The sequence below is a fragment of the Ruegeria sp. L12 genome, assembly GCF_056531745.1.
Genome location: NZ_JBQFMH010000016.1, coordinates 1 through 12,657, shown reverse-complemented (window position 1 = coordinate 12,657; position 12,657 = coordinate 1). Strand labels below are relative to the sequence as shown.

Genomic DNA, 12,657 nt, shown 5'->3' with positions numbered 1-12,657 from the left:
ATTGCTGACGCAGTAATGGTTTGCAGGGGCAGCACAAATATCGTTGCGTTGCACCTGATGTCTTTAGACCGGTCATTCTCAACAACAGTGAATTCCAGGTCTCCATTGGTCCGAATGCGCCCACAGAGCCGTCTTGCAATAGTTGGAATTTTTGATCCCAGGCCTCAAATATTCCAGTCAAACATCAGTGATGAGGTTATGTCATCAGCACGTTTGCGAAGTTGATTGCGCAATGCCTAGATGAAAATGCGGCCTTTGAACTGTACATCGCACCAAGGAAACCGCACCGCCGCTTATGTCGATCCGACGCTTCAAGCCTCGGTTAGGTGCTTCCTGATTGTCGGATCGATCCTATTGCTTTGAATTGGGTAGATGCCACAAGCGGCAATAGCCTCGCGCGCAGTTACACGCTCGTGCAATCGTTTCCAGATTGTTTTGGCAGCATAGGGATGCGGGTATGGGCGCCATGCGACGCCCATGGTCATCCCTCGCAGATATTTCAACTGCTGGCGGTGTGCGGAGTACAAGATAGTATTGGCTACGCTGCCTTCGCGCGCGAGCTCGTGTTCGGTCACGAATATCCTGTTGCCACGCATTGTCACCAACCCTGCGTAACGTGAAATCTGGTGCGTGCTTTTATCTTGTGAAGTGGCAATTTCTCGGGAGCGAATGGTGAAAAGCCCATCAACTTCCTGAATGCGGATCAATGAACAGAAGATCTTTCCTTCCCAAGATGGCGTACAGAAATATGAATGATAGAAACCTACGTAACGCCTCAGGTTTTTCTGTTGACCTCTAAACGGATCCAGAAATGCGTCTGTCGGCGTTTTGCCAACTTGTGGCTGGACACCCTTTAGCATTCGTTCGAAGCTCGCAGTTTCAGCGAACAGCTCTGCTTCTGTCAGATCGAAGTGACGCGCAATTCGGCGCATGTTGTGGGCTGAAGGCAGGCTAGAGCCATTCAGGTAGCGATTGAATTGCTGTCTGTTGACGCCGATATCACGACAAATCTGCGAAATGCTCCCGTGTTCTGCACATAACGACTTTAGGTTTGTGGAAAAATTCTCTGTCACAGGTAAAACCTTTCGCGTTTTGACGCTATATCACAACAGATAGCGTCAATTCGCACAAGTTCGCACAATTTGTTTTCACTGCAAATTGGTTTCTTCTTCGGCATCAGCTCGAAACAGACAAGCCTCCAGATGCCAATTCAAACCATCGAAAACACATGGATCACACTCTCGGATGGACGGAGGCTTGCTGCGCGACTCTGGTTACCCGAAACGGGCCCTGCACCGGCCATTCTGGAATATCTGCCCTATCGCAAACGCGACGGAACGGCGCCTCGAGATGAAACAACACACATAGTGTTTGCTGAAGCGGAGTATGCCTGCATCCGAGTCGATATAGCCGGCACCGGGGACAGCGAAGGGATATTCGACGACGAATACTCCGAGCAGGAACTGCGTGATGGCGAGGAAGTCATAGCCTGGATCGCCGCGCAGGATTGGTGTGACGGCCATGTCGGAATGATCGGAATATCGTGGGGCGGATTTAACGGCTTGCAACTGGCTTTTCGCCGACCACCGGCTTTGAAGGCTGTTATCAGCGTCGCCTCGACCGTGGATCGCTATGCGGATGACATCCATTTTATGGGCGGGTGCCTGCTGAGTGACAACGTGAACTGGGGTAGCCAGATGTTTGCGTATCTGACGCGCCCTGCCGATCCGGACCTACGTGCAGATTGGCGAGAGGATTGGCTGGCACGCCTGCAAAACGTCCCGTTCTCTGCCGCAGATTGGTTGCGTCACCAAACCCGTGACTCCTATTGGAGGCATGGCTCTGTTTGCGAGGATTGGTCTGCCATTCAGGTTCCTGTTTTGGCGATCACAGGCTGGGCAGACGCTTATGTCAATGCTCCACCCGCTTTGGCTGCAAACATGAGAGCACCAAGCAAGGCCGTCATCGGACCATGGGAACATCGGTATCCTCATATCTCGAAACTTGATCCTGCGGATTTCCATTCCGAAGTGATCGGTTGGTTTGATCGCTGGTTAAAAGGGCAAGAAAATGGTGCAGAGGACCTGCCTGTCTATCGGACATACATGCAGGAACATTTTAATCCGACACCGCAAAATGGCCCTCGGCAAGGTCGTTGGATTGCGGAAGCTAGCTGGCCGTCACCGCACGTACAGGAACAGATTTGGTATTTAGCACCCGGCGGATTTTCCCAAAGCCCAGGCCCTGGCTCCCTAGCTATCGCGTCGCCTTGCCATGTTGGTCTACAAAGCGGGTATTTCTGTGCTGGCATGCGGATTGACAACGAGCTTCCCGGAGATCAGTCCAGCGATGACGCCTTGTCGCTCTGTTTTGACAGCGCACCAGTGCAAGCGCCGCTGGAGTTGCTGGGGCGCGCTAAACTGAAGTTTCAGTTTTCGGTGGATCAGCCTGTCGCCCAGCTTGTTGCTCGATTGTGCGATGTGTCGCCGGGCGGTGTTTCGCAACGCATCAGCTATCGGTCGCTGAACCTCTGCCATTACCAGAGTCACGAAACGCCTGAAATCTTGCAGCCGGGGGAGGTTTACGAGGCTGAGATTGCCCTGAATGAATGTGCGCATCGCTTGCGTGTGGGGCATGTATTACGGCTGGCCGTGTCGACATCCTACTGGCCGATCATCTGGCCGACGCCGAATTCTGCAGAGGTGACACTACACTTGCAGAATTGCACCCTGCATCTGCCTGTGCGCGAAGTTACGCACGAAATACAAGCCTCTGAACCTGGTCCGGCGCAGGATTATCCGGTTCTAGCCGCCGAGCTATTGCGTTCGACTGCGGCGCAATCCGAGCATTCTATGACTGAAGATGGCCGGATGGTGCTGGAGACCTTTGATGACTACGGTAAAACGCAGGATCCCTACCACGATCTGATTGTCGGCAGCGATGTGCGAATGCACTACGGTATCCATCCCGATGATCCGGCGACTGCACGTTTCGAGACTGCCTGGAATTTTACCTTTGAGCGGGCGGATTGGCAGGTCGCTATCTCGACCGAATGCCGCATGAGTTGCGACACGCAGAATTTCTATCTCTACCGCAGACTACGCGCCACCGAAGGCGCCGATGAAACCGAAGTTCTGACGAAGGAATGGTCCGAAACCGTTCCACGCGGACTTCTCTGACTTAATCCAAGGGAGGAAACCATGAAGATCGAATGGACAAAGGCCAATGTTGGTCGCAGGAAGTTTTTGAAAGGCGCGACCGCGCTTGGGGCGGCCACAGCGCTTCCGATGGGATGGGCGAACCGCGCATTTGCGGCAGATGACGGTGTTCTGCGGGTGCGGGCTTATGGTGATGCGCAGAACATGGATCCGGCCCATTCCGTTGGTGTTGTCGAAGAAGAGGTACACGCCTCCATCTATAACAAGCTGATCCAGTACAAGCCTGGCGAGGAATGGGGCTGGCAGTTGGATGCTGCGACGATGATCGAACAGGCTGATCCGACCCATATCAAGTTCGCGTTGCGTGACGATATCGGATTCACCAACGGGTTTGGCGCCATGAGTGCCGAGGACGTCAAATTCAGCATGGAACGGATCGTGGATGACGCGACCGATAGTCCGAACAAACCCGACCTGGGTCCCTTCAGCCATGTTGACGTGACCGGTGAACGCGAAGGGACGATTGTACTGAATAAGCCGTTCGCGCCGATTTGGTCGATTGCCCTGCCTTACATTACTGGAAACATCGTCTCAAAAGCAGCGGTCGAAGCCGCCGGCGGCCGGATCGGCGCTGATCCGGTGGCAGAGTCCGGCCCCTACCTCCGGGACAGTTGGTCACCCAAGGAAAAGACGGTTCTCAAGCGCAATCCCGACTGGAAAGGGGATGCACCCACTTGGGATACCGTCGAAATCTATCCGATCGACGACGAAAACACCGCCGAGATCGCGTTCGAGGCGGGTGAACTGGATGTAACCCGCGTGTCTCTGGGCTCGGTCGAGCGATATCGTGCCGAAGTTCCAAATGGTGGATCGTTGGTTGAGAAACCCTCGCTCTACTATGTTTGGATGGGCATGAACGTCGAGCATCCGAAGCTACAAAATCAGAAACTACGACAGGCAATTCAGCACGCAGTTGATGTACCCAGCATTCTGGAGGCCGCATATTTTGGTGCTGCTGAACCATCAACAGGTATCATTGCACCAGGCCTTGCCGGCCATCGACCTTCTTCGCTTGTGCCACCGGAGGCGAATTTTGAGAAAGCCGCGCAGCTGCTTGCGGAATCTGGTGAAACCAACGTCACGCTGACCCTGGATACGCTGAACAAGACGACATTCACAACAACTGCACAGATCATTCAGGCGACGTTGGCACAGATCGGGATCACGGTTGAAGTGAACGTTCTGGAATCCGGGGCGTTCTGGGCATCTGGCGACAACGAGAACCTGCAGCTTGTTCTGAACCGCTATTCGATGACCCCAGACCCGTATTATGCGACGTCGTGGTTCACGCCCGAACAGATTGGCAAATGGAACTGGGAACGCTTCAACAGCCCTGAATTCAATGAAATTCATGAAACCGCGGCCGCAGAAACGGACGTTGCAAAGCGGGCAGAAATGTACCAGCGCGCGCAAGATCTGATGGAAGAGAGCGGCGCCTATCGCTTTATCACCCACGAGGCGACGCCGGTTATTCACAGTGCTCGTGTCATTCCTGCGCTGCGACCGGATGGCCTGTCCTTGCTTCGCTATTTCGGCAAGGCGACCTGAACTCGCCAGGTCGACCGGGTACGGCGGGCGCGTGACGCTCGCCGTACCAAAACCAACGCCACCAAGCCACAAGGAGCCAGTTGGCCATGCTGAATTTTGCAACCCGTCGCTTCGGGCTGTCGCTGCTCATCCTGTTTGTGGCGGTCACCGTCATGTTCCTGATGATCCGCGCCGTGCCAGGCGATCCGGTCCAGATCATGCTGGGCCCGCGTGCCACGCCCGAGCTTCAGGCCCAACTCACCGCGGCGCTGGGGCTTGATCAACCGATCTGGAAACAGCTTTTGATCTTCTATGGGAACCTTCTTCAGGGTGACCTTGGAACCGATGTCTTCTCGGGCCGTTCCGTGACTGAGATTGTTTTCCAGCAATTGCCATTCACTCTGGAACTGATTTTTGCGTCGATCTTGTGGTCCGCAAGCTTGGGAATTGCGCTTGGTGCCTATGCGGCCGCGCATCCCAATACTGTGATTGATCGGATCGCCGCTGCGGTATCTGTCAGCTTTGTCGCTGCTCCGGCCTTTGTTGTCGCGCTCTTGGCGCTTTTGATTTTCGCCGTGCATCTGCAATGGTTTCCCGCCATCGGGGCAGGAGAAGGCTTTTGGGATCGCCTAAACCATCTGGTTCTTCCCGCCTTTGCCATCGGGCTCAGTTGGGTCGGCTATATTGCCCGGCTGGTGCGGGCTTCGATGCTAGAGGTCATGGGCGAAAGCCACGTACGCACCGCCCGGGCATTTGGTATCGCCGAACGCCGCGTCGTCATGGTTTACGCCTTACGTATCGCCATTCTGCCAGTGGTTACCGTGATCGGGGTCGGGATGGGCTTTCTTCTCAGCTCGGCCGTCTTTGCCGAAATCGTCTTTGCCCGGCCGGGTCTGGGTAAATTAGTTATCGATAGCATTACGACCCGAAACTACCCAATTGTGATGGGCTCAGTCCTCATATCCACCGCGTTGTTTGTGGTTTCGACCGCGTTGGCAGATTTGATCAACGCGTTGCTCGATCCACGTGCACGTACGGCTCATTGAGGGGAAAAGTGATGGAAAAATCTCGTTCCGAATTGGGTCAGATTATAGTCGGGGTCGCCCGTGACCCACTTGGCCTAATGGGCTTGATCATCGTCGGCATCATCGTGTTCTGCGCGATATTCGCGGCTTGGATCGTGCCCTACGACCCGATTGCCATGGATATTAAATCGCGCATGCAAGGACCATCCGCAGCACACCTTCTGGGGACCGACCAACTGGGGCGCGATACATTTTCGCGGGTGATTGCAGGCGGTCAGGTTGCGCTCAAGGTGGCATTGCCCGCCGTGTTCGGCGCAATGGCGATTGGCCTGACGCTGGGCATGATAGCCGGGTACGGGCCGAAATGGCTCGACAATCTTCTGATGCTGTTTTTCGATACCATTCGATCCTTTCCGACAGTGATGTTCGCACTGGCCGTTGTTGCTCTGGTTGGGCCAAGCCTTCAGACGGTGGTGTTCGTGGTCATGGCGACCTCGATCCCAACCTATGGGCGCGTGGCGCGAACCCAGACGCTGACGCTGCGCAACTCCGAATTTATTTTGGCCGAGCGGTCGATGGGGGCCAGCATGGCGCGCATTCTGGGTGTGCATATGCTGCCGAACATCATCGGCGTTCTGGCTGTGCTGGCAGCCATGGATATCCCCACGGTCATCGCGCTGGAGGCAGGTCTGTCCTTTCTGGGTCTGGGGGTCAAACCTCCTACACCCAGTTGGGGAGCTTTGCTCAAGGACGGCTATTCTCTGATCCGACAAACGCCTTGGCTGGTAGTTGGCGGAGGCCTGCCGATCATTCTGGCAACACTTGGATTTACGTTCCTGGGCGAAAGCCTGCGCGATGTAGTTGACCCGAAACTGAGGAAACAGCGATGACCGATACACTTCTGGAAATCGACCACCTTAGCGTCGACTACGAAACAGGCCGTGGCGACCTCAAAGCCTTGAGGGACATCACATTCAACGTCAATAGGGGTGAAATTGTTGGCATAGTAGGGGAATCTGGTTGCGGTAAATCCACCTTGATTTCATCCATCCTGCGTTTGACCGCACCCAATACGCGGTTCCGCGAGGGAGAGGTTCGGTTCAAAGGGCAGGACTTGTTGCAGGCTTCCGAGCGCCAGATGCGAGACCTGCGCGGGGCAGACATTTCCATTGTCTTTCAGGATCCGATGCAAACGCATAATCCGGTTCTAACTATCGGGCAGCAGATGCTGGACATTCAACACCGCTCCAAGCAGTCAAAGGCTGATAAGCTGGCCCACGCGGCCAAAATGCTGGGTGCTGTTGGTATTCCCGATCCCGAGGCGCGTCTGAAACAGTATCCGCATGAGTTCTCGGGCGGAATGCGCCAGCGGATCGCAATCGCGATGGCTTTAATGTCAGAGCCTGATCTTTTGATCGCTGATGAGCCGACCACGGCATTGGACGCGACACTTGAGGTGCAGATCATCGAGCGCCTGCAAGAGCTGCAGCGCGAGTTTCACTGTGCCATCCTGTTCATTTCGCACCATCTGGGCGTGATTGCAGAGCTCTGCGACCGGGTGGTGGTGATGTATGCCGGTGCGGTTGTCGAAAGCGGAGAGGTGCGTGAGATTTTCCACAATCCCAAACACCCCTACACGCGTCGACTGATCGAATGTGACCCCGGTCACATCAAAGAGCGCGCCCGCGTTTTGCCAACTATTCCAGGCGAAGTGCCCGATCTGGCCAACCTGCCGCAGGGCTGCATTTTCAGAGACCGATGTGATCAAGCCTTGGGGCGCTGTGCCACCGAAGTGCCGCCGCTGGATCAGTTGAAAGAAGGCCATCACGCCGCTTGCTGGCTGAACCACGAGGAGGTCACAACATGAGCTTGCTGAACGTCGTGGACCTTAAAACCAGTTATGGACCAGTCAATGTTCTGGCGGGTGTCAGCTTTACCGTAGAACCAGGTCAGACCTACGCGCTGGTCGGTGAAAGTGGCTCTGGCAAAACGACAGTTATTCGCGCCATTGCCGGTCTTGCGCCTGCGCAAGACGGCTCGGTCACATTTGAGGGTCAGGAAATTCGTGGCGCCCCGGAAAGTGTCATGCGTCCGTTGCGCAAAGACATGGCAATGATGTTTCAGGATCCGGTCGGAAGCCTTTCACCACGCCTGACGATCCGCAGCCTGATCACCGAACCCTATCGCATTCAGGGCATGAAGGACCGTGATCTGGATGCAGAGGCTAAGCGCCTGTTGGAAATGGTGAACTTGCCCAAGCATTTTGCTGATCGTTATCCATATCAGCTATCTGGCGGCCAGGCACGGCGCGTGGGTGTAGCTCGCGCGTTGGCGTTGGAACCCAAGCTGATCCTCGCGGATGAACCAACTGCTGGTCTTGATGTATCGGTACAGGGTGAGTTGCTGAACCTGCTCAACGATCTTCGTGAAAGGCTGGGCTTGGCGATGGTTATCATCACTCATAACCTCAGCGTCGTGCGCCACGTGGCCGACAGAATGGGCATCATGTATCTGGGCCGTCTGGTCGAGGAAGGCACAACCGAGACGATCTTCAACGACCCGCGCCATCCCTACACGCGCTGCCTTCTGAGTGCCAACCCAGAGCCCGATCCGGATGCGCGATTGGAACGGATTGCCCTCAAAGGGGAACCCCCCAGCTTGCTCAAGCGCCCTTCCGGGTGTGAGTTCCGCGAACGCTGTCCTTTTGCCAAGGACATCTGCACCCAGACCCCGGAATGGGAGGTGGACGACGGCCACGGGCTGCGTTGTCTGGCACCACTGTCTTAGTAGGAAATTCAATGCCAAGCACACTCTATTTTAACGGCACAATCCTAACGATGCATGCGCAGAACTCTTCACCAGAGGCTGTTTTGACCGAAGGAAGCAGAATTCAGGCAGTGGGTGCCGAGGCTGATCTGCGCGCACGCATGACCGCGGATTCTCAGGAGTACAATCTTCAGGGTCGTACTCTGATGCCCGCATTTATCGATCCACACGGGCATTTTCCAGATCCTGGGTTTATCCGGCTGTTCCGTGTCGACCTGTCTTCGCCTCCTTTAGGGGACTGCAGGCAAATGGCACAGGCGCTGGACAGGCTTCGGGAGAAGGCCAAATTAACGCCCGAAGGTGAATGGGTCATGGGGGTGTCCTTTGACAATACATCTATTCTGGAAGGCCGCATGCCCACGCGGGCCGAACTGGACGATGTATCACAACACCATCCGATTTGGGTTATTCATGCGTCGGGTCACAATGGCGTGGCCAATTCTCTTGCGCTTGAGAAGCGCGGAATAAACCGCCAAACACCTGATCCGGAGGGCGGCCGTTTTGGCCGTGATCCGGAAACTGGGGCTCTGACCGGATTGATTGAAGGACTTTCGGCCATGGGTGAGATGGGCGACACGGATTTCCTGATCGACCGCGAAAGGTTCTGGCAAGGCTTTGACGCCTGTCGCGACGAATACCTGTCTCATGGGGTGACCTACGCCCAAAATGCCTGGGCGTCGCAAACCATGTTGGATCACTTCGCCAGCCTGCCTGCGGATCAGGACCCGGGAATTGACATAGAGCTCTTACCTGTCGGCAGTCTGGAACCAGAATTATCCTCGCATTGGATTGATGCTGAATGGCCGGGGAACCCGCACTTCACTCTGGGTCCGCGCAAATTGTTTACGGACGGGGCCTTTCAGCTGCAGACTGCGTTTCTGTCTGCCCCATATTACCAACCAGCCAATCCGGACCATCCTTGCGGGATGACTTACACCTCGCAAGAGCAGTTGGATGCCGACGTAAGCAAACTCCATAGCCAAGGTTTCCAGACTCACTGCCATTGCAATGGCGATGCCGGCGCGGAGATGTTCATCGATGCGGTGGAAAAGGCGCTTATTGCGCATCCACGCCAGGATCACCGTCACACCATTATTCACGGTCAGGCCCTTCGGGATGACCAGTTAGAGCGTATGGCTCGGCTTGGCCTTACTGTCAGCTTCTTCTCGGCTCATGTCTATTTTTGGGGGGACCGTCACCACGACACCTTCCTTGGGCCAGAACGGTCCGAGCGAATATCGCCGGCAGCGTCAGCAGAACGGTATGGCGTGCGATATACGATCCACAACGATGCTTCGGTCACGCCGACACGTCCGATCCACCTGGCTCATTGTGCGGTAAGTCGGAAATCCGTTTCGGGCCGCGTCCTCGGCGAGGATCAGAAGATCAGCGTTCTATCGGCTCTGCGTGCCCAGACAATCGACGCGGCTTGGCAGGTATTCAAGGAAGACCAGCGCGGATCTATCGAACCGGGGAAAGTTGCTGACTTCGTGGTCCTTTCGCGCAATCCACTCCACGATCCGGACCGCCTGATAGAAACTTCTGTGCTTGAAACCATCCGCTATGGTCAAAGTGTTTTTGCTGCAACGCAGGCCGAACAAGAAATTGAGCACACAGAATGACGACAATGCGTATTGCGATCGCAGGGTTTCAGCATGAAACCAATTGTTTTGGTGTGACGAAAGCCGGTCTACACGAATTTGAAATGGCGGATTCCTGGCCCGGTATGTTGCATGGAACGCAGGTGGTTTCGGAAACAACTGGCATGAACCTTCCGATCGCAGGTTTTGCCAAGACCGCAGTAGCAGAAGGGTTTGAAGTCGTGCCAATCCTGTGGTGCGCTGCCGAGCCGTCCGCACAAGTGACCGATCATGCTTTTGAAACGATTTGCGGAATGTTGTTGGACGGGCTCAGAGATGCGGGCCACATAGACGGCGTTTATCTTGACCTCCATGGGGCAATGGTCACTGAAAGCTTTGCTGATGGTGAAGGAGAGATATTACGTCGCGTACGAGAAATCGTGGGCTCCAATACTCCGGTGGTCGCAAGTTTGGACCTGCACGCCAACATTTCTGCTGAAATGGTTGATTACGCCGACTATTTGTCGATTTTTAGAACCTATCCTCATTTGGACATGGCGGAAACGGGTGCACGTTGCGTTCCGGTTCTGCAGCGCTTGTTAGAAGGCGAAAAGCTGAACAAGTCATTCTTACCGGTGCCTTATCTCATCCCCCTGCATGCGCAACATACAGGTTCTGTACCGTTCAACGAAATCTATCAATTGCCGGCAAGATTTGAACAGCAGGAGGTCCTGGCCGAAATTGCTCTTGGTTTCACAGCGGCGGACTTCCCCGACACCGGCCCGTCTTGCGTTGTCTACGCATCCAAAGCCGAGAAAGCCGCAGCTGCCGCCGAAGAAATCGTGAACTTGTTTTTGTCCCGCGAAGCTGATCTCGATTGCTCGATGCTGTCTCTGGAGGAAGCCGTTTCGACATGTCGTCAAAGGTGGAAGAAACCTATTGTTCTCGCAGATGTTCAGGACAACGCCGGTGCAGGCGGGGCGTCTGATACCACGGGACTGTTGGCAGCACTGATTGACGGTGGGACAAAGAATGTCTTGATGGGTTTGTTCCATGATCCTGAAAGCGCAAAGCAAGCCCATGAGGTTGGAGAAGGCGCCTTGGTCGAATTGGCAATTGGCGCAAAGTTCGATTTGGCTGGCCAGATTCCAGTCATAGCAGAGTTTAAAGTCCTGGCTTTGGGTGACGGCACTTGCCGCTATACCGGAGAAATGTATGGGGGTGGTGTCGCAACGCTTGGCAAGACCGCGGCGCTACGTTTGGTTGGACAAGAGGCCGAAATCGATCTTGTTGTCACAAGCCTACGCAATCAATGTCTGGATCGTGCACATTTTACTCATATCGGCCTTAACCCTGAGAGTTATTCAGTGATTTGCGTTAAGAGTACCGCACATTTCCGGGCAGATTTTGAACCTATAGCAGGAGATGTATTTGCGGTTTCTTCTCCAGGCGTTTTTCTCTGCGACCTCAAAAAAATCCCTTACACTTGTGCCACCAGACGGCTGCCCAACACTTGCAGTGCTTCCACAAGCCGACACACATGAAGGTCTATTGAATTCGGAACTACTCATTCTCCGGCTGACCAATGAGAACGGGCATGTGATCGGGAGGTTTCAATTCTGTGGCTTGATTGAGAGGGTAACTAGAAAGGAAGGTGCTGCTCGAAGCCGTGTTGAGGCGTTACGGCAAACTGCTTCTAATTCCAATGATCTGAATGTCAGCTTTTGACGTCGGATTTTAATTCTTACGCGAGTGCAGCGAACGGCTGCTACCCGCCGATTCTGTGGAAAAACAACGTGTTGCTGACGCAGAAAGTGACCATCTGAACTGAAGGCGAGCGCCTTTCTTATCAGGCTTTTCGCGTTTGCTGCGGCGCATGAAAGATCTTTGCCAGTTTGCGGAGGTTCTGGGCGGTGGCAGCGAGGAGGAATTCGTCATTTGCGCCACATGGTCCACGTAGTCGGAGGCGGCCCAACCCGAGAATGCGCTTGAGATGGGCGAAGAGCATCTCGACCTTCTTTCTGAGCTTCATCGATATGTCGTACTGGCGGGTCTTGGCGATGTCGCGCGCGACCTGACGGGCGTCTTCGTGCTCCTCACGGGTGATCTTGCGGGCATCGGCGTTCGGGCAGCATTTGGCTTTGGATGGACAGACTTGGCAAACGTCTTTCAGGGCGCGGTAGCGGGCCGTACCCTTGCCGGTTGGGCCTCGGTTTGGGTCAGAATAGTTGCGGCGGAACTGCTTGAGTTCCTGGCCCTCAGGACAAATGTACTGGTCGTTCTCTGCATCCCACTCGAAATCCGCCCGTGTCCAGGTGCCATCGTTGCGCCCGGACTTGTCGAAGACCGGAATGTGCGGGGCGATTTTGCGATCTACAAGCCAACCCAGCAGCGGCCCGGTTCCGTAGGCGGTGTCCGCGATCAGGCGTTCGGGATGCAGATCGAACTTGTCCTCTACCCGGTCCAGCATGGTCTTGGTTG

10 protein-coding genes are annotated in these 12,657 nt (G+C 55.1%); 8 read left to right on the top strand and 2 right to left on the bottom strand.

Going from position 1 to position 12,657, the window contains the following annotated elements; all coding sequences use genetic code 11:
• Nucleotides 1–311: 311 nt before the first annotated feature.
• Nucleotides 312–1,073 (bottom strand): helix-turn-helix transcriptional regulator, encoded by a 762-nt coding sequence (locus ACR0K9_RS18700; protein ID WP_480825432.1) that lies wholly within the window; start codon nt 1,071–1,073, stop codon nt 312–314.
• A 129-nt stretch (nt 1,074–1,202) separates the two neighbouring features.
• Between ACR0K9_RS18700 and ACR0K9_RS18695 the strand changes: the two genes are divergently transcribed.
• The 8 genes from ACR0K9_RS18695 to ACR0K9_RS18660 all read left to right on the top strand — a co-directional run bounded on the left by ACR0K9_RS18695 (nt 1,203) and on the right by ACR0K9_RS18660 (nt 11,720).
• Complete coding sequence (locus ACR0K9_RS18695; RefSeq protein WP_480825430.1) at nt 1,203–3,179, top strand: CocE/NonD family hydrolase; 1,977 nt, start codon at nt 1,203–1,205, stop codon at nt 3,177–3,179.
• Nucleotides 3,180–3,200: 21 nt separating this feature from the next.
• On the top strand, nt 3,201–4,766 hold the full coding sequence (locus tag ACR0K9_RS18690) for an ABC transporter substrate-binding protein (RefSeq protein WP_480825428.1): 1,566 nt from the start codon (nt 3,201–3,203) through the stop codon (nt 4,764–4,766).
• A gap of 86 nt (nt 4,767–4,852) precedes the next feature.
• Nucleotides 4,853–5,791 carry an ABC transporter permease gene (locus ACR0K9_RS18685; protein WP_170745545.1) on the top strand — a complete coding sequence of 313 codons (939 nt, stop codon included), beginning with the start codon at nt 4,853–4,855 and terminating at the stop codon, nt 5,789–5,791.
• A gap of 11 nt (nt 5,792–5,802) precedes the next feature.
• The gene (locus ACR0K9_RS18680) at nt 5,803–6,660 is read left to right on the top strand and encodes an ABC transporter permease (protein WP_170362625.1); all 858 of its coding nucleotides are present in this window, start codon (nt 5,803–5,805) and stop codon (nt 6,658–6,660) included.
• Entirely contained in the window at nt 6,657–7,637 is a 981-nt protein-coding gene (locus ACR0K9_RS18675) for an ABC transporter ATP-binding protein (protein WP_480825426.1), read from the top strand. The genes ACR0K9_RS18680 and ACR0K9_RS18675 overlap by 4 nt, the downstream gene beginning before the upstream one ends.
• Nucleotides 7,634–8,557, top strand: coding sequence for an oligopeptide/dipeptide ABC transporter ATP-binding protein (locus ACR0K9_RS18670; RefSeq protein ID WP_480825424.1), 924 nt, complete (start codon nt 7,634–7,636; stop codon nt 8,555–8,557). The genes ACR0K9_RS18675 and ACR0K9_RS18670 overlap by 4 nt, the downstream gene beginning before the upstream one ends.
• 11 nt (nt 8,558–8,568) lie before the next feature.
• Nucleotides 8,569–10,218, top strand: a complete 1,650-nt coding sequence (locus tag ACR0K9_RS18665) for an amidohydrolase (protein ID WP_480825422.1) — start codon at nt 8,569–8,571, stop codon at nt 10,216–10,218.
• Complete coding sequence (locus tag ACR0K9_RS18660; protein ID WP_480825420.1) at nt 10,215–11,720, top strand: M81 family metallopeptidase; 1,506 nt, start codon at nt 10,215–10,217, stop codon at nt 11,718–11,720. Before ACR0K9_RS18665 ends, ACR0K9_RS18660 begins: the two co-directional genes overlap by 4 nt.
• 305 nt (nt 11,721–12,025) lie before the next feature.
• Here ACR0K9_RS18660 and ACR0K9_RS18655 read toward each other — a convergent pair.
• Nucleotides 12,026–12,657 (bottom strand): transposase (locus ACR0K9_RS18655; RefSeq protein WP_480825418.1); only part of this gene is annotated, 632 nt, incomplete at its 5' end.